The 17953-nt window shown below is 61.2% G+C and carries 13 protein-coding genes; 12 read left to right on the top strand and 1 reads right to left on the bottom strand.

Annotated features, from left to right (window positions below):
* Positions 1-203 precede the first annotated feature (203 nt).
* Both pmrG and AB4N33_RS18430 read left to right on the top strand, forming a co-directional pair.
* A complete protein-coding gene (pmrG, locus tag AB4N33_RS18435; protein ID WP_460118321.1) occupies positions 204-893 on the top strand; it encodes a lipopolysaccharide core heptose(II)-phosphate phosphatase PmrG in 690 nt (229 codons plus the stop codon).
* Positions 890-1720, top strand: coding sequence for a phosphatase PAP2 family protein (locus tag AB4N33_RS18430; protein WP_476457944.1), 831 nt, complete (start codon positions 890-892; stop codon positions 1718-1720). The genes pmrG and AB4N33_RS18430 overlap by 4 nt, the downstream gene beginning before the upstream one ends.
* A gap of 19 nt (positions 1721-1739) precedes the next feature.
* Here AB4N33_RS18430 and AB4N33_RS18425 read toward each other — a convergent pair whose 3' ends face one another.
* Entirely contained in the window at positions 1740-3179 is a 1440-nt protein-coding gene (locus AB4N33_RS18425) for an ArnT family glycosyltransferase (RefSeq protein ID WP_460118315.1), read from the bottom strand.
* A gap of 272 nt (positions 3180-3451) precedes the next feature.
* Between AB4N33_RS18425 and AB4N33_RS18420 the strand changes: the two genes are divergently transcribed.
* The 10 genes from AB4N33_RS18420 (at position 3452) to pelG (ending at position 17702) form a co-directional block, all read left to right on the top strand.
* Entirely contained in the window at positions 3452-3697 is a 246-nt protein-coding gene (locus AB4N33_RS18420) for a FitA-like ribbon-helix-helix domain-containing protein (protein WP_460118313.1), read from the top strand.
* A complete protein-coding gene (locus tag AB4N33_RS18415; RefSeq protein WP_476457943.1) occupies positions 3694-4113 on the top strand; it encodes a PIN domain-containing protein in 420 nt (139 codons plus the stop codon). Before AB4N33_RS18420 ends, AB4N33_RS18415 begins: the two co-directional genes overlap by 4 nt.
* Positions 4114-4542: 429 nt before the next feature.
* Positions 4543-5475: an NAD-dependent epimerase/dehydratase family protein gene (locus AB4N33_RS18410; protein WP_476457942.1), complete on the top strand. Its 933-nt coding sequence runs from the start codon at positions 4543-4545 to the stop codon at positions 5473-5475.
* Between the two features lie 61 nt (positions 5476-5536).
* Positions 5537-8347 carry a bifunctional glycoside hydrolase/polysaccharide deacetylase family protein gene (locus AB4N33_RS18405; protein ID WP_460118308.1) on the top strand — a complete coding sequence of 937 codons (2811 nt, stop codon included), beginning with the start codon at positions 5537-5539 and terminating at the stop codon, positions 8345-8347.
* Positions 8325-11933, top strand: coding sequence for a tetratricopeptide repeat protein (locus AB4N33_RS18400; RefSeq protein WP_476457941.1), 3609 nt, complete (start codon positions 8325-8327; stop codon positions 11931-11933). Before AB4N33_RS18405 ends, AB4N33_RS18400 begins: the two co-directional genes overlap by 23 nt.
* A 26-nt stretch (positions 11934-11959) precedes the next feature.
* On the top strand, positions 11960-12478 hold the full coding sequence (locus tag AB4N33_RS18395; protein ID WP_460118304.1) for a penicillin-binding protein activator LpoB: 519 nt from the start codon (positions 11960-11962) through the stop codon (positions 12476-12478).
* Positions 12479-12483: 5 nt separating this feature from the next.
* The gene (locus tag AB4N33_RS18390; protein ID WP_460118302.1) at positions 12484-13851 is read left to right on the top strand and encodes a PelD GGDEF domain-containing protein; all 1368 of its coding nucleotides are present in this window, start codon (positions 12484-12486) and stop codon (positions 13849-13851) included.
* Positions 13829-14818: a HEAT repeat domain-containing protein gene (locus tag AB4N33_RS18385; RefSeq protein ID WP_460140333.1), complete on the top strand. Its 990-nt coding sequence runs from the start codon at positions 13829-13831 to the stop codon at positions 14816-14818. The genes AB4N33_RS18390 and AB4N33_RS18385 overlap by 23 nt, the downstream gene beginning before the upstream one ends.
* Positions 14815-16329: a GT4 family glycosyltransferase PelF gene (pelF, locus tag AB4N33_RS18380; protein WP_460140332.1), complete on the top strand. Its 1515-nt coding sequence runs from the start codon at positions 14815-14817 to the stop codon at positions 16327-16329. Before AB4N33_RS18385 ends, pelF begins: the two co-directional genes overlap by 4 nt.
* Complete coding sequence (gene pelG / locus AB4N33_RS18375; protein WP_460118296.1) at positions 16329-17702, top strand: exopolysaccharide Pel transporter PelG; 1374 nt, start codon at positions 16329-16331, stop codon at positions 17700-17702. Before pelF ends, pelG begins: the two co-directional genes overlap by 1 nt.
* The last annotated feature ends 251 nt before the right edge of the window (positions 17703-17953 follow it).

Genomic DNA, 17953 nt, shown 5'->3' with positions numbered 1-17953 from the left:
GAGTGGCTGGAAGATTGTTGTTTTTCGTAGCCAAAAGGTGTGTGAAAGGCTTGTATCGGCAGCGGGGCGGGATAGCTGAATGGTTTCTGTCAGACAAATCTGTAACAAGGCTTATGCGCGGGCATTGAGCTTTTTTTCACATGGGTTTCACCCGGGGGCGACGCTCGTCTCTTTAATCTCGCGGCATCCAATGAGTGTGGTGCATGCCTGCGAGGCCTGATGTGGAATTGAGACTGAGTGTGTTCGGGGTAAAACGCTCGATTGACCTGAGCCGTTGGACCCGCTATCGAAATGCCGCAGTGGTGGTCGCTTCGGCCTTGCTGGTCATTCCGTTGACGGTGTGGCTGTTGCGGCCCGCCGCCGTGCCGGACCTGGCCCATGGCAATGTCGCTGGCGCACAGGCGTTAGTGTCCGAGTGGGCGAAGGGCGATGTGATTGTGCTGGTGCGTCACGTCGAACGCTGCGATCACTCCAGAGCCGCGTGCCTGACGGGCAATGACGGCATCACTGATCGCTCGCGCAGTGTCGCGGTGAGTGTCGGGGCGCAGTTCGAGCAGTTGGGGTTGGGCAACGCCGACATCTACAACAGCCCGATGACCCGCACGGCGCAAACGGCGGGTTTCATGTTCAACAAGGTGAGTGCGAACGACGACTGGCTGGTCAGTTGCCGGGGCACGATGCTGCGTGATGCGTTGGCGCACAAGGTGCCCGGGCGCAACCTGGTGCTGGTGACCCACAGCGAATGCATGTCGCAGATGGAGAAAGACCTCAAGCTGCCTGCCGCGAACCTGGGTTATGGCGCTTCGCTGTTTGTTTCCGCACAAGCCTTGCAGGCACCGCGCATGCTTGGCTTTATCGAGGCGTCCGACTGGCGTACGGTGGCATTCCAATGAGTGCGTCCGTGCGTTTTTATGCCTGGAACTTCGGTGTCCCGCTGGCCTGCGCTGCGGTGGTGTTTTTGCTGTTCGACATGACCCGCATCGACATCGCGTTCAGCAACCTTTTTTATGATCCGGTCACCCATACCTTTCCACTCGATCAGGTTCACTTTTTTGAGCGACTGACCCACAAGTGGGCGCGGATCATTCCGAACTGGACGGCGGAAATCGCCTTGATCGGCGCGATGTTGTCGTTTGTCTGGCCGTTGATCAATCCAGGCAAACGTCCTCGTCTTGCCGGTTTTCTCGAACGTTGCAAGCTGGCGCCCGTCCTGCGATTTGCCGCCGAGCATCGTCGGGACTTCTGGTTTGTGGTGTTCGCGTTTGCCATTTGCACCGGTGTCATCCATTTCCTCAAATCCCACACCAGCGTGTATTGCCCAATCGAGACGACGCTCTACGGTGGGAAAATGGCCCACATCGAGTGGTACAGCAACTTCCAGCTGTTCAGGGAAGCGGGTGATGGACGTTGCTGGCCGGGCGGACATGCGTCAGGTGGGTTCACCATGCTCGCCTTGTATTTTGTTGCGCGGCGGTATCGGTGGCGGTTTTCCAAGGCTCTGATGTATGGCTCGTTGTTGCTGGGTTTTGTATATGGCACAACGCGGGTTTTGCAGGGTTGGCACTATATGTCTCATACCTTCTGGGCCGGCGTTTTCGTGTGGCTGGCGTGTTTGCTGACGGCGTTGGCGTTTTATGGGCGAGCGCGGTTGGAGGTTCCGGTGTTGCGCGCTCCGCCGAAGAACCGTGTCGGAGCGGGCTCACCCGCGAAGGCGGCCTGACGCTCCTACAGGCTCCTCCTCACTGGCCAACAAAAAAATAATCCTGGCGCCCCACTCGCATCTGCTTCACCACTTTCAACGGCGCCTGCGGTGGCGAATCCGCCGCCATGACCGCGATGTTGGACGGTGACGCGCTCAGGAAGTCATGCAGCTGCGCTTGCGTATCCAGCCCCTTGAGCACGCTCTGGGTATAGAACACGCTGGCGCCGCCCACCCTTTCATTGGCTTGAAACATTGCCACGGTCTTGCCATTGGCTTGCATCGTTTGAATCTGCTGCGTCAGGGGCAGGAACGATAGCTTGCGATCCGCGTGAGGCAGTACCCATTGCGCGGCCGTCAGGTAGCTGGCGATCACCACCGCCAGCACGCCGATAGCCAGGCTTCGACTATGGCGAGCGATGCGGCCCCGCAGGTTCGAGGCGCGTTCGTGTTGTTGGAGTCGTTCGAACAGGACTGCCGCATATTCAGCGGCAATCACCGCCGCCGCCGGCGTCATGGACATCAGATAGACGGTGCGCTTGCTCGACGCCAGGGTGAGCATGAGGAACTGCGCCAGTATCCACAGGGTGAAAAATAGCAGGTAACGGTTGGCCATCAGGCTTTTACGGAAATGCCAAAGGCCCAGGTACACCAGAATGTTCCAGGGCAAGAATGCCTGGGGCAATTTGGCCAGGTAGTAGTAAAACGGTTCGTAATGCCCCGCTTCCACAAACGAACCGCTGAAGCGCCCCACACTGTTGGTCAACAACACTTCCTGCAAGGCTTGCGCGCCCCCGCGCTGATACAGCACCGCAAGCCACATCAGCAGCGGCAGCAGCCCCACCAGCGTCAGCAGGCCGGGCCGTAGCCAGTGGCGCAATGTCAGGCGTTTGTCGATCAGACTCTCGGTCAACAAGTAGGCGAAGATCACCACCCCCGGCAGGGCCAGGCCCAACACGCCTTTGCTCAGTGTCGCAATGGCGATTCCGCTGGCAAAGAGCAAGGCGTTACCGAGTCGTGGTTGCCGATGTCCCTGGAAAAACGCCAGCAACGCCATGCTCACGCCCAGGGCCAGCAAGGCGTCTTCGCCCACGCCCCGCACATTGCTCCAGTAACTGGCCATGGTTGCCAGCAACATGGCCGCCGTCCAGGCAATCGCCTGGGGCCTGCCGAATCGTCGCAGCAGGGCGTACAGCAACATCACGCTGAACAACCCGGCAAACGCCGACGCCAGCCGCACTGCCCACGGCGTGCCGCCGAACGCACGGATCGCCCCGGCATCCAGCCACAGGCTCAGGGGTGGTTTCTCCAGAAACGGTTGGCCGAACAGTCGCGGCGTCACCCAGTCGTTGTCCAGGTGCATCTGCATGGCAATCCCGGCGACGCGGGCTTCAGTGGAACCTTGCAACTGGTGATGACCCAGCGCGAAGAAAAACAGCACAGCCGCCAGCAGGAACAACGACGAGACGGGACGCGACATGGTGTGTGACTACCCAAGGGAGATCCCCTGAGCATACGGGGCGAATGCTTAACGAATTGTGAATGGGCCCTCGACCAAACCGCCTCGGAACGCTTTCCACCCGACAAAAAAAAGCCCGCGGGAGGGCGGGCAAACCATAGTTTCTTGAATGAGCGCGGGCAATGTAACGGTTGGTGAACGGCGATGGGGTGAAGAAAAATTTATCTGTGGAGCGGCTGAGGGCCCCTATGCTAGCCTCAATCAATGATTTCATTGATTGCGCGGGGGGCGATATGGCCAGCATCACAATTAGAAACCTGGACGCTCAAGTCAAAGAACAATTGCGCATTGCGGCTGCTCACAACGGGCATTCGATGGAGGAAGAGGCGCGCCTGATCTTGGGTAAAGCCTTGGCGAGCGTAGATCGTACTGGGGGACTGGGGAGTCGGATTCATCATAGATTCAAAGCGACGGGCGGGGTTGATCTCGATCTTCCAACAAGGCACGAGAAAGCGACTGCGGTGGATCTCTCTGAATGATAGTGCTCGATACCCATGTTCTTTCTGAGTTCATGCGTAGCGAGCCTGACAGCCGAGTACTGGCTTGGGTCGATGAGCAACCGGCCATGGATCTGGCAATCACTGCTGTTACTGTCGCAGAAATTCTCCACGGTATTGCCCGACTGCCCTTCGGTAAGCGTAAACAGAAGCTGGAAGCTCATGCCATGGCGATGTTCGAAGAAGACTTCGTCGGGCGCATTCTGCCATTCGATGCCCATGCTGCCGTGGAGTACGCCAACCTCGTTGCCGGCGCTGAAGCAAAGGGGCGCGGGGTGTTGATGGCTGACGCGCAAATTGCCGCCATTTGCCGAAATCATGGCGCTTCTATCGCCACTCGCAATGTTCGGGACTTCGAGTGTTCCGGCATTGAGGTGATCAATCCATGGGATGTCTGAGTCCCATGAATAGATCGGCACTCGGAAGGACAGCGCACTCATCAACCCGATGCGCTGCCTCCATCATTCTCAAAAATCGTACTTGAAACCCGTCATCACATTGCGCGACGTGACTCAATAGGTCAGTTATTGACAGGTGGGTCATTATGTCAATTTAATGACGATCTTAAATTGGATCCATAATTTTCGTCGTGACAAAGACAAACTATTGACAGTGTGATGTCATTCACACATTATCTGCGCCGCTCTTATGGCATACCGCCATAAACTCGTCGTTCATCCGATGTATTTTGAACCTTCGAGAACAGGTCGATGTCGCATTGCATGCGCATTGGGCCAAGTGCTATCAGTCGGGTCCTGCTCTACAGAAACACCGTTTTACGGACGTTACATTCGCAGTGTCCGATTGAATCTTCAGGAAGAAACTTCATGTCTGATGGACGAATACTGGTTACCGGCGGTGCAGGATTCATTGGGTCGCACTTGGTAGAAGCGTTGCTGGGCAAAGGCTACAAAGTTCGCGTACTCGATAACCTGTCGACCGGGAAGGTAGGCAATTTGCCGGTGGGCAACGCCAACCTGAATCTGGTGGTGGGTGATGTCGCGGACAGTGTCGTGGTCGAGCAGGCCATGCGTGATTGCACGGCCGTGGTGCACTTGGCGGCAGTGGCTTCGGTGCAGGCATCGGTGGACGACCCGGTCGGCACCCATCAAAGCAATTTCGTGGGCACCCTTAATGTGTGCGAGCACATGGCCAAGTCCGGAATCAAGCGCGTGGTGTTCGCATCCAGCGCAGCGATCTACGGCAACAATGGCGAAGGGACGGCCATTGATGAAGACACCCCAAAATCTCCCCTGACCCCGTACGCCAGCGACAAGTTGTCCAGCGAGTATTACCTGGATTTCTATCGCCTCGAACATGGTCTGGAGCCGGTGATCCTGCGCTTCTTCAATATCTTCGGACCGCGTCAGGATCCTTCTTCGCCGTATTCCGGGGTGATCAGCATCTTCACCGAGCGGGCCATGGTCGGCAAACCGGTGGCGATTTTCGGTGATGGCGAACAAACCCGTGACTTCGTTTATGTACAGGACCTCGTAAGTATTCTCGTACAAGCTGTGGAGGCAGACGAGGTGAGCCCTGGCGCGGTGAATGTCGGGCTCAGTCGCGCCACCAGCCTTAACGATCTGATCACCGAACTGGGCAACGCCACCGGCACGCCGTTGACGGTGAACTATCAGGCTGCGCGCCAGGGCGACATCCGCCACTCGCGCGCTGACAACACGCGTTTGCTCCAGCGTTTTGCGCTCCCGGCGCCGACTTCCATCGGCGAAGGTTTGGCGCAGTTGCTGCGCAGTTTGTAAATCTGCCCGGCCCGATTCAGACGTCCGAGCAGTACCGGTTCAGTCAATTCAAGAGTGAATTATGCACATCGTTTTTCGCAGGACACGCCTACGTGCCCTTGCCAAGCGCCTGTTTGCAGCGCTGGCAATCTTCGCGAGCGGGCCGACTGTCCAGGCTTCAGCCTTGCCCCAACCGGCCAGCGTGGTTTTTTGGTACGCCGATCAACCGCCGCTGTCCGAGCTGGCGCAGTTCGACTGGTCGGTGGTCGAGCCGGGGCACATGACGGCAAGCGACGTCAAAACCCTGCGCAAATTGGGCAGCCACCCATTTGCTTACGTGTCCATTGGCGAATTCGATGGCAGCAAGACTGAAATCGACAAGGCCGGCTTGCGCAAGGCGATCAGCCCAGTGCGTAACGACTCCTGGAACAGTCAGGTCATGGACCTCACCTCGCCGGCCTGGCGTGAACATTTGCTGGGCCGCGCCAAGACCTTGCAGGCCGAAGGTTACGACGGGCTGTTTCTGGACACCCTCGACAGTTTCCAACTGCTGCCCGAAGCCTCGCGTGAAGCACAGCGCGTGGCCCTCGCCAGCCTGTTGCGTGAAATGCACAAACGCCAGCCAGGCCTGAAGCTGTTTTTCAACCGTGGCTTCGAAGTGCTGCCCGAGCTTGATGGCGTTGCGTCGGCGGTCGCGTTCGAATCCATGTACGCCGGTTGGGACGCCGCAGCCAAGCGCTATCGCCCGGTTCCGGAAGCCGATCGCCAGTGGCTGCTCGGTGAGTTGCAACCGCTGCGTGCCAAGGGCATCCCCCTGGTGGCCATCGACTACCTGCCACCTGAGCGCCGCGACGAGGCACGCAAGTTGGCCAAACGCTTGCGTGACGAGGGGTTCATTCCTTTCATCAGCACGCCTGAACTGGATTCGATAGGCGTCAGCAACATCGAAGTGCAGCCGCGCCGCATCGCCATGGTCTACGACCCGCGCGAAGGCGACCTGACCGTCAACGTCGGTCATTCCCTGCTGGGCGGTTTACTTGAATACCTCGGCTACCGAGTCGACTACCTGGCCGTCGACAATTTGCCCGAACATCGCTTCAGTGGTTTGTACGCCGGCATCATCACCTGGATGAGCAGTGGTCCGCCGCAGGACAGCACCGGCTTCAACCGGTGGCTGGGCAAGCGCCTGGACGAGAAAGTGCCGTTGGCGTTCATGGCCGGCCTGCCGGTCGAGGACAAAGCGTTGCTCAAGCGCCTGGGGCTGAACCTGGCGCCACCGGCTGGCGTGCAAACGCTGAGCATCACCTATCAGGACAAATCACTGATCGGTGCGTTCGAAGCGCCGGTGCAGCCACGTTCCCGTGAGCTGAGCGCGGTTTCCGTGCTGCCTCAAGGGCCGAAGGCCGCATTGTTGCTGACCGGCAAGGGCGGCCAGACCTTCGCGCCGGTTGCCATTGGCGAATGGGGTGGCTTGGCGCTGGCGCCGTACGTGCTTGAAAGCAACAACGAACGCAGCCGCTGGATCCTCGATCCGTTCGCCTTCGTCCAGGCCAGCCTGCGTCTGCCGGCACAACCGCGTCCGGACACCACCACCGAGAACGGTCGCCGCATCGCCACGGTGCACATCGATGGTGATGGTTTCCCGTCGCGCGCCGAAGTGCGTGGCTCGCCCTACGCCGGTAAACAGGTGCTCACCGATTTCATCCGGCCCAACCCGTTCCTGACCTCGGTGTCGATCATCGAAGGCGAGATTTCGCCGCGTGGCATGTACCCGCACCTGGCGCGCGAACTGGAGCCGCTAGCGCGTGATTTGTTCGCCGACCCCAAGGTCGAAGTCGCCACCCACACCTTCAGCCACCCGTTTTACATGCAGCCGGACAAGGCTCAGGAAGACGAAGATTTCAGCGCCGAGTACGGCTTGAAAATGGCCATTCCGGGTTACGACAAAATTGATTTTCGCCGCGAGATTGTCGGCTCGCGCGACTACATCAACCAGAACCTCACTACACCGGAAAAACCGGTGAAAATGGTGTTCTGGCCGGGCGATGCCCTGCCGTCGGCGGCCACCATCAAGTTGGCCTACGACGCCGGCCTGAAGAACGTCAACGGTGCCTCGACCATGCTCACCAAGGCGCGGCCATCGCTGACCGGCTTGAACCCACTGTTGCGCCCCACCGAAGGTGGCTTGCAGTACTACGCGCCGATCATCAACGAGAACGTCTACACCAACTTATGGAAGGGGCCTTATTACGGCTTCCGTGATCTGGTCGAGACGTTCGAACTGACCGACAGCCCGCGCCGCTTGCGTGGCCTGCACCTGTATTACCACTTCTACTCAAGCACCAAGCAAGCCTCGATCAAGGCGATGGACGAAATCTACGCCTACATGCGCGAACAACAACCGCTGTCGTTGTGGATGAGCGATTACCTCGACCGCTTGCACGGCCTGTATCAAGCGAGCCTTGCGCGCACCGCCGACGGCGACTGGCAGGTTCGTGGCATGGATGCGCTGCGCACCCTGCGAATCGACCCGCAACTCGGCTGGCCCGACCTGCGCCGCTCGCAAGGCGTGGCCGGTGTGCGTGACTTGCCGCAAGGGCGCTACGTGAGTTTGAGCAGTGATCAGGCGTTGCTCGCCCTGCGTGCTGATCGCGACCCGCGCCCGGCGCTGGAGGAGGCTAATTTGCCGTTGCAGGACTGGCGTTACCTGGATGACAAGCGCGTGAGTTTTTCGTTTGCCGGGCAGGTTGACCTGACCTTCTCGGTACGCTCGGCCAGTGCTTGCCGGGTCGAGGTGGATGGGCAGCGTTTCGCCGGCAAGGCCGCTGCCGGCCTGTGGACTTTTCAACTCCCAATGAAGCAGGTGAGTAATGCCCAACTCGTCTGCAACTAAAAACAGCCGCCTGCTCAATCCCTGGGCACTGGCGGTGGTGGCGGTCACCGTGGGCGGGTTGCTGTGGGCAACTTTCCAGCGTGAGGAAGTGTTCCAGCCTGATGGCGGTGAGCCGGACGCCGTCTCGGCCAACTACGCCGAGCTGTTGCTGACAGCGCACCCGGATGACGATCACCTGCGCTTGCAGTTGATCGATCTGTTGATCAGCCTCGGCGACTACGCCAAGGCCCGTCAGCACCTGGAAGCGTGGCCGGCGCCGGTGGGTCCGGTGCAGGCTTACTACCGGCTGGAGCTGGATGCGCTGGAAGCGGCGAACAGTGAAGAGCCTGGCGTGCGGGAGGCGCTGGTCGAGCGGCTGCAGAAGTTCGATCACCGCCGTTTGTCCCTGGCGCAATTGCAGAGCCTGGCCAAACTGGCGCTGACGCTACAGGCGCCGGCCTTCGCCGCCACGGTGTATGAAGAAATCGCCGCGCGCGATCCAAAACAACGTACCGAGGCGCTGAAGTCCGCCGCGCAATGGCATCTGGCGGGCGAGCAACCGGGCAAGGCGGCAGACATTTATCTGCAACTGAGCAAGGACAGCTCGCAACCTGCCGAGCACCGCGAGTACGCGCATCTGGCATTCAGCAGCTTGCTGGCGGCGGATCGCGGCGCCGAGGCGGCGCAGGTGCTCGCCGACGAACTCGACCAATTGCAAAACCCGGAGACCGATGCACCCTGGATCGAGCAGGGCGTCGACGTCGCGATGGGCAACAAGCGCTTTGATCTGGTGCAGCGCTTCATCGCCCAGTGGCGGGTGCTGCAGCCGGATAACCCGCACATTCTGCGCAAGGAATTCACCACGCAACTGGCCATGAACGATCTGGCCGGTGCTTGGGAGAGTGGCCAGCAATTGCTGCTGGAGTTCCCGCAAGAGCAGCCGTTGCTGGAACAGATGGCTCGCCTGGCTGAATGGCGCGGGGATATCGAATCGGCACTCGATTTCTGGATGCGCCTGCTGGCGCTGAACGACACGCCACCGGTGCGTGAGCACGCGTGGCGCCTGGCAATCGCACAGTTCGATTTCGATCGCGCGATCCCGTTGCTTGAAGGCATCGCCAACCATCGCGCGCTGACCGATCCCGAGCTGGACGCGGTGACCTACGCTCACGAGTCGCGCGGCACCCCGGAAAAGGCCGAAGCCTGGTTGCACACCTATGTGCGCCAATACCCCAAGCACCGACTGGCGTGGATGCGGCTGTTGCAGAACCTCGAAAACACCGGCCAGTACGCAATCAAGGCCCGCGTGTACAAGGATTACTCGAAGCGTTTTGACCTGACCATTCCCGAGCGCATCGACTGGGCCGGCACTCACCTCAAGCTGTTTGATAATCAGGCGGCGTGGAACGTATTGCTGGTCAAGAACAGTGACAAGATCACCGACAAGGACTACTGGACCACCCGCGCCGCGTTGGCCTGGGACCTGGAGCTCGATGATGAATTGCGTGCGTCCCTGGAGAAGCTGCTGGCCATCAAGGGCTCGCTCAACTCCAACGATGAGTCGCACCTGATCGCCGGTTATCGCCAGAGCAATCCGCGCCGGGCGCTGGAGTTGCTGATCGACAGTTGGCAGCGTACCCGCAGCCCGATTCGCCTGGTCGATGCCTTGCTGCTGGCCCAGGAACTGGAAGACTGGTCGAAGGTGACCGAACTCTTGAAAGAGGCCGAGCAGGATCCGGCCATCTTTGAGCAAGATCAGGTGCTCGGCGTGCGCGGTGCCTTGGCAATGCACGAAGGCCAGCCTGAAGAGGCCAAGCGCCTGTACCTGCTGGGCTTGTCCAAGTACCCGGATGAAAACCTGTTCCGCGAGCGCCTGATGTGGCTCTACGTCGACCAAGGCAACACCGCCGAGCTCAAGCCGTTGCTGACTCAGTGGAAAGCCCGGGCCCGTAACGATCAGGTCATGTGGCTGGCGTTCGCCAGTGCCAACCAGTTGCTCGGTCGCAACAGCGAATCGCTGGCCTGGTATCGCCTGTACATCAAGAACACACCGAACGACTGGCTGGTGCAGGCGGCTTACGCCGATGCGCTGTACGACGCGGGTTACCAGGATGCGGCCCAGCGCCTGCGCCTGAAACTGCTACGCAGCCCCGAGGCTGAAAACGCCCAGCCGTCCAAGGAACGCTACAGAACCTGGCTGCGTTTGATGAGCAGCAGCTATTCGCCAGCCAAGGCCCAACAGGAAGTGGCCAAGCGTCAGGACGGCTCGCCGGCCATGCTGCAGCTGTGGTTCGACCGCTTGCTGGCACGCCTGGACGCGACCAACCAGGAATCGCAGAAGGATGCGTGGCTGGATTGGGCGAAAAGCCAGGGCCTGAAGGTGGACCGCTATGAGCAGATCCAGCAGGCTTTGCGCAGCCGCAACAAAGCCCAGGTCGAGACGCTGTTGGCCAGCAGCGACCTCAACCCGGCACAACGGGCTCAAGCCCTGAGTCGCCTGGGGCGGGTCAATGAAGCACTGGAAACCAACCTCGAAGCGCTGGGTGACGATCAGCCCGAAACGGTTCAGGAGCAGTTGCGCCGTCAGGCGGTGGAGATCCATGAAAGCACGCCGCAAGGTGCACTGTTGTCCTGGCAGGATCAGGATTTTGGTGGCATCGCCTTCGACGCGCCGCGCCTGCAAATCGCCCACAACATCGGTGACAATTGGTACGCCGACCTCGAGCTGGAGCAGGGCACCTACGACGGTGACGACGTGATCGGCTCGCGCATCGGCACTGAGCGCAACGCCGCCCTGACCCTGATTCGCCCGGTGGAAAACGGCAGCTACAAACTGTTCGCCGACACCAGCCAGCGCAAGGACGATGACCGTAATGGCCTGGGCCTTTCCCGCAGTTGGCAGTTGGGCGTCAGCGATGAGCTGGAAACCGGCGTGGACTGGCATCGCAAGAGCGAGGACAGCGGCCTGATGCGTGCCTTTGGCGAGCAGGATCGCCTGTGGCTGGGCGGTCGTCATAGCCTCAGCGCCCGCGACCAGTTCAGTTGGGAAATCGCCAAGCGCTCGTTCTCTACGCGTGCCGGTGACAGCCTGGGCAATGGTGAGGCGTTGAAGGCCGAGTTCAACCATACGCTGGAATTCGCAGGCCCCAACTGGACCGTGCGCAGCGGTGTCGACTATCAGCACAACAATGTGAATGACAAGCGCCTGGATTATCTGTCCAGCCGCGAAGGCGGGCCGGTGTTCGTCACGCCGCAACTGCGTGATGAGGATGGTGAGCTCGTGACGGATGACACGGACACCGTGATGGCCAGCGACCTGCTGCAAAGCCGCTACGGCCAGCTGTATGTCGGCAGCACCTGGCGTCGCGGCATTCCGGGCGCGCTGGTGCGCACCAAGCCGCAATACACCTGGCTGGTGGACGTGACGGCGGGCTGGCAGTGGCTGGATCAAACCTTCAACTACGGCCTCAACACCGGTATCGGTTTTGAAGTATTGGGTGACGACGAGTTGGCCCTGACCGTCGGTTACCAGTCCGCGCCACAAGGCGGGGATGGCAAATCGGGCGGAACACTGGGTGTGAGCTACGGCGTGCGGTTTGGGCGCTGATCATGGAATGTCTACGGAGAAAAACTATGCAAGCAATTCGTAATCTGGGCCTGGCCCTTGCCGCCCTGGTCGTCGCCGGTTGTGCCAGCTTCACCGATGAAGTCAGCCCGAACCTGCCGCGCAACGCGCAGTGGGGCATCGTGCCGATGGTCAACTATTCACAGACGCCGCAGGCCGGTGAGCGCAGCGAGCAGATCCTGCTCAGCGTGCTCAGCAGCCGTGGCCTGCAACCGCGTGTCTACCCGGCAAGCGCCCAGGGCGAACAGGCACTGATGGACGACAACGAGCGCCTGGCCGGCGCCCTGGAATGGGCACGCGAGCAGAAGCTCGACTATGTCATCTCGGGCTCCGTCGAAGAGTGGCAGTACAAGAACGGCCTGGACGGCGAGCCTGCGGTGGGTATCAGCCTGCGCGTGCTCGAAGCCGAAAGCGGCCGTGTGCTGTGGAGCAAGAGCGGCGCTCGCGCCGGTTGGTCCCGTGAAAGCCTGGCGGGCACTGCGCAGACCGTCCTCGACAAACTTGTTGGCGCCCTTCGGTTCGAGTAATCGCAATGAATTCTCCCCACATGGATTACAGCCTGGCGCCGCAAGCGAGCGGCCCGGTGTCCTGGCTGGAAACGCTGTTGGTAACCGGCCTGGCCATCGGCCTGGGCCTGTGGCTGACTCCGGCTGACCCGTTGCAGATTCACGGCGGTTTCCCCTGGCCGATTCTTGCGCCGATGCTGCTGGGCGTGCGCTACGGGTTTGTCCGTGGCCTGTTCAGCGCCGGCCTGCTGGTGCTGGCGATGTTTGCCATGCGCCATTTCGGGTTGGCCGGTTACGAGCAGATCGACTCGTCCTTCATCGTCGGCGTGCTGGTGTGCGGGATGCTGGTGGGGGAGGTTCGCGACCTGTGGATGCGGCGCCTGGAGCGTCTGCAAATGGCCAACGAATACCGCCAGTACCGTCTCGACGACTTCACCCGGGCGCACCAGATTCTGCGCGTATCCCACGACCTGCTCGAGCAGCGCGTGGCGGGCAGCGACCAGAGCCTGCGCAGCTCCTTGCTGGGCCTGCGGGAAAAACTGCGCGTGATGCCCGACGCCGGCGATGCACTGAGCGCACTGGCAGAGCCGATCGTGGCGATGCTGGCCCAATACGGCGCCCTGCGCGTGGCAGGTCTTTACCGCGTCGACGAGCGTGGCGACAAGGTCTTGCCGCAGGCGCTGGCGACCATCGGCGTGATGGGCCCGTTGAGCACCGAGGACGGTCTGGTCAAGCTGTGCCTGGAGCGCGGCGAACTGGTGAGCGTGCGTCAGGAGCTGATCGATGCGGGCACCTCTTCGCAGTTCTCGTCCTTGCAGGCATGTATTCCGTTGATCGATGCCGAAGGCCGCTTGCTGGCGATCCTCGCGGTGCGGCAGATGCCGTTCTTCGCTTTCAAGGATCGCACCCTGAGCCTGCTGGCCTTGCTCGCCGGGCACATCGCCGACCTGTTGCGTCGCGACCCGCAAGTGCTGCAACTGCCCGATGCACGCGCCCAGCAATTCACCTTGCAGCTCAAGCGTTCCCTGGCGGATGCCGACCAGCACCAGTTGCCGGCCGGCCTGTTCGCCTTTGAAATGACCCGCGCCAACGAAGAGCTGACGCGCCTGATGGAGCGCAGCCAGCGTGGTCTGGACTTGCATCTGCCGGTCGTCAACAACCGCGATCACAAGTTGCTGCTGGTGCTCCTGCCGTTGACGAGCCCGCAAGGCACGGAAGGTTACCTGTCCCGAATCAACCTGTTGCTGCATGAGCACTTCGGTATCGAAAGCGACATGCAAAGCCTGGGCGTGAAGGTCATGCCGTTCAATCTCGAGCCTGGCGTCGACCGCCAGGAGCTGCGTAATTTCCTGTTCAACGAGTGTGGCCTGAATGATCAGCAAGTGGCTGTTTAGCGCAGCGTTGTTGTTAGAAGGCGGCAGTTGGGCCACGTTGTGGCTGGCGGCGCCTGAGCTGCAGCAATTGCTGATGTTCACCGTCAGCCATGCGCTGGCGTGCGCGATGCTGTGTGGCGCGGTGTGGCTGCTGCTGCCGGCGCGCTACCGTGCGCCGTTGCCCTGGAGCCCGCTGTTCATTTTCAGCCTGGCGTTCTTCATTCCGGTGATCGGCATGCTGGGCGTCGTCCTGTCGATCTTCCCGGCGCTGTACCTGCCACGCAAACGCGACAAGCAGGAGTGGCAAGCGGTGGGCATCCCGAGCCTGCCGTATCGCGCACAACAGCAACTGCATTCGCCGATCTTCGCCGATGGCGGTTTGCAGGACGTGTTGCGTCACGCCCCGGACCCCGATCAGCGCCTGGCGGCCTTGTTGGCCACGCGGCGCATGCAGGGCAAGGAAGCCGTGCCGATTCTCAAGCTGGCCCTGGGCGACCCGAGCGATGACGTGCGTCTGCTGGCGTACTCGATGCTCGACAAGCAGGAGAGCGACATCAACCTGCGCATCCAGATCGCCCTCGGGCAATTGGTGGGCGCCAGTCCCTCCGCCGCCGGCGCGCTACACGGCACCCTGGCGCGATGGTACTGGGAGCTGGCCTATTTGGGCCTGGCGCAGGGCAGCGTGCTGGATCACGTGCTCAGCCAGGCCAGCGAACATGCCGAGCAAGGCCTGCAAGCGGGCGAGGGCGGTGAGCTGTTTTTGCTGGCCGGGCGTATCGCCCTGGTGCGTGGCGATGTCGAGCGCGCCGAAGTGCTGTTGCACCAGGCCCAGGACAGCGGCATGGACCCGGCGCAGATTCTGCCATTCCACGCCGAACTGGCGTTCGAAGCCGGGCGCTATGACGAAATCCCCGGACTGCTGGCGCAACTTCCCGAGAAAACCCGCCAGCGACCACCGTTCGCTGAGCTGGTGAGGAGCTGGACATGAGTCAACAGCAAGAGGCGCCGTTGGCCGACATTTGCCTGCTGCTCGAAGGCACCTGGCCTTACGTGCGCGGCGGCGTGTCGAGCTGGATTCACCAGATGATCCTCGGCTTGCCCGAGCTGACCTTTTCGGTGATGTTCATCGGCGGCCAGCGCTCGGCCTACCCGACGCGCCGCTACGAAGTGCCGTCGAACGTGCTTCACATCGAGGAAGTGTTTCTCGAGGACGCGACCCGACCGGCCAACACCCGCGGCACCCCGCGCGAAGCCGATCAACAGCAACTGATGGACCTGTATCGTTTCCTGCATCACCCCGATGCACCCGAGCCCGAGTTGGGCGAACGCTTGCTCAATTGCATCGCCGAGGGCCAGATGACCCTCGATGACGTGCTGCGCAGCCGTGCCAGTTGGGAAGCGCTGAGCGAGGGCTATCTGCTGCACTGCGCCGACCCGTCGTTCGTCAACTATTTCTGGACCCTGCGCTCCATGCAGTCGCCGCTGCTGATGCTCGCCGAAGCCTCGCGCAAGATGCCCCGTGCGCGCATGCTGCACTCGGTGTCCACCGGTTACGCTGGTTTGCTGGGCTGCATCCTCAAGCAACGCTGGAAGTGCAGCTACCTGCTCAGCGAGCACGGGATCTACACCAAGGAGCGCAAGATCGACCTGGCCCAGGCCAGTTGGATCGCCGAGAGTTCCGGCCAGGCGCTCAACCGCAGCCTGGATGCCGGCTCGGGCTACATCCGGACCCTGTGGGTACGCTTTTTCGAGCGTATCGGCCAACTGACCTACAACAGCGCCGACAACATCATCGCCCTGTACGACGGCAACCGTCAGCGCCAGATCAAGGACGGCGCCGACGCCTCGCGTACGCAGGTGATCCCCAACGGCATCGACCTGCCGCAGTGGACTGCCGCGCTGGAATCCCGCGCTCCCGGCATTGCGCCGGTGGTGGGTTTGATCGGCCGAGTGGTGCCAATCAAGGACGTGAAGACCTTCCTGCGGGCCATGCGCGGCGTGATCAGCGCCATGCCTGAAGCCGAAGGCTGGATCGTCGGCCCGGAAGAGGAAGACCCGGAATACGTCAGCGAATGCCGCAGCCTGATGGCCAGCCTGGGCCTGGAGGGCAAGGTGCATTTCCTCGGCTTCCAGCGCATCCAGGAAATCCTGCCGCAACTCGGGTTGATGGTGCTGACCTCGATCAGTGAGGCGCAACCTCTGGTGATCCTCGAAGCCTGGGCCGCCGGCACGCCGGTGGTCAGCAGCGACGTGGGTTCGTGTCGCGAGCTGATCGAAGGCGGCAGCGCCGAAGACCGCGACCTGGGGCTGGCCGGCAAAGTGGTGGCGATCGCCGACCCACAAGCCACCTGCACCGCCATCCTCGAACTGCTGCGCAACCCGCAACGCTGGCACGACGCCCAGGCCAGTGGCCTGTTGCGGGTCAATCGTTATTACACCGAAGCCTTGATGCTGCAGCGCTATCGCGACCTGTATCGGGCCTCCATGGAGAACCGTTAATGGCCGGTATTGGCTTCGAGCTGCGCAAGATCCTCTCGCGCGACTCCTACACCGCAACCTTGCACGCCTATGTCTACGCTGGCCTTATCAGCTCCGGGCCTTGGGTGCTGTCGATCATCAGCGTGATGCTGGTGGGCATCATCAGCCTCGGCCTGGTGATACCCAACTCGTTGGTGGCGCAGTTTCTGGTGACGGTGACTTACCTCATGGCCACCTCGCTGATCCTCACCGGTGGCTTGCAGTTGTACTTCACCCGCTTCGTGTCCGACCGCTTGTTCGAGCACAAATACGAGCAGATCCTGCCCAACCTGCTGGGCATCCTGCTGCTGGTCACGCTCGCGTCGGGCATACTCGGGGTGATCGTGCTCGGTCTGCTGTTCGACCAGCCGTTGTTGTACCGGCTGCTGGTGGTGGCCAACTTCGTGGTGCTGTGCAACTTGTGGCTGGTGATCATCTTCTTGTCGGGGATGAAGGCTTACAACCGCATTCTGCTGGTGATGCTGGTGGGCTACACCCTGATGGTGGTCAGCGCCTGGCAGTTGGCGTTCCTGAAAATACCGGGCCTCCTGCTGGCGCTGTTGATCGGCCACAGCACGCTGCTGTTTTTGTACCTCTACGACATCCTGCGCGAGTACCGCGCCGAGAAACTGATCGCCTTCGACTTCCTCGACCGCCGCCAGGTGTTCCTCAGCTTGTTGGCCACCGGATTCTTCTACAACTTCGGCATCTGGATCGACAAGTTCCTGTTCTGGTTCAACCCCGGCACCTCCAACCAGGTCATCGGCCCGCTGCGCGCGTCCATCCTCTACGACCTGCCGATCTTCATCGCTTACCTCGCGATCATCCCCGGCATGGCGGTGTTTCTGGTGCGCATCGAAACCGACTTCGCTGAATGGTACGACCGCCTGTTCCGCGCCATCCGCGAAGGCGAAACGCTGCAACACATCGCCTCGCTGAAAACCGAAATGACCTTGTCCATCCGCCAGGGCCTGCTGGAAATCTGCAAGGTCCAGGGCCTGACGGTGGTGCTGCTCTTCCTCTTCGCGCCGCGATTGCTCGACTGGCTGGGCATCTCCAGCTACTACCTGCCGCTGTTCTACATCGACCTGATCGGCGTGAGCATCCAGGTGGTGTTCATGGCGTTGCTCAACGTCTTCTTCTACCTCGACAAACGCAAAGTGGTGCTGGAACTCTGCGTGCTGTTCGCCGCCCTCAACGGCGCGTTGACCCTGTTCAGCATGATGCTGGGCCCAAGCTTCTTCGGCTACGGCTTCACCCTGTCGCTGCTCATCTGCGTCCTGCTCGGCCTGCACCGCCTCTCCGCCGCGCTGGAAGATTTGGAATACGACACCTTCATGCTCTCAAACCGCTAAGCCCACGATCCCTGTAGGAGTGGGCTTGCCCGCGATGGTCGTCAACGATGACTCTGGAAACCTGACCCCCCGCAGTGTTCCGACATCCATCGCGAGCAAGCTCGCTCCTACAGAAGCCCCAAATCCTGTGGGAGCGAGCCTGCTCGCGAAGGTAGTGAACGATAACGCTGGGCACCTGACACCCCGCAGTGATCCGGCATCCATCGCGAGCCTGCTCGCTCCTACAGAAGCACCAAAAAGGGCCGGCGGTC

This window comes from Pseudomonas sp. S1_E05 (assembly GCF_056337105.1).
Note: the sequence above shows the minus strand (reverse complement) of the source record. Positions and strands in the feature narration are given on the sequence as shown.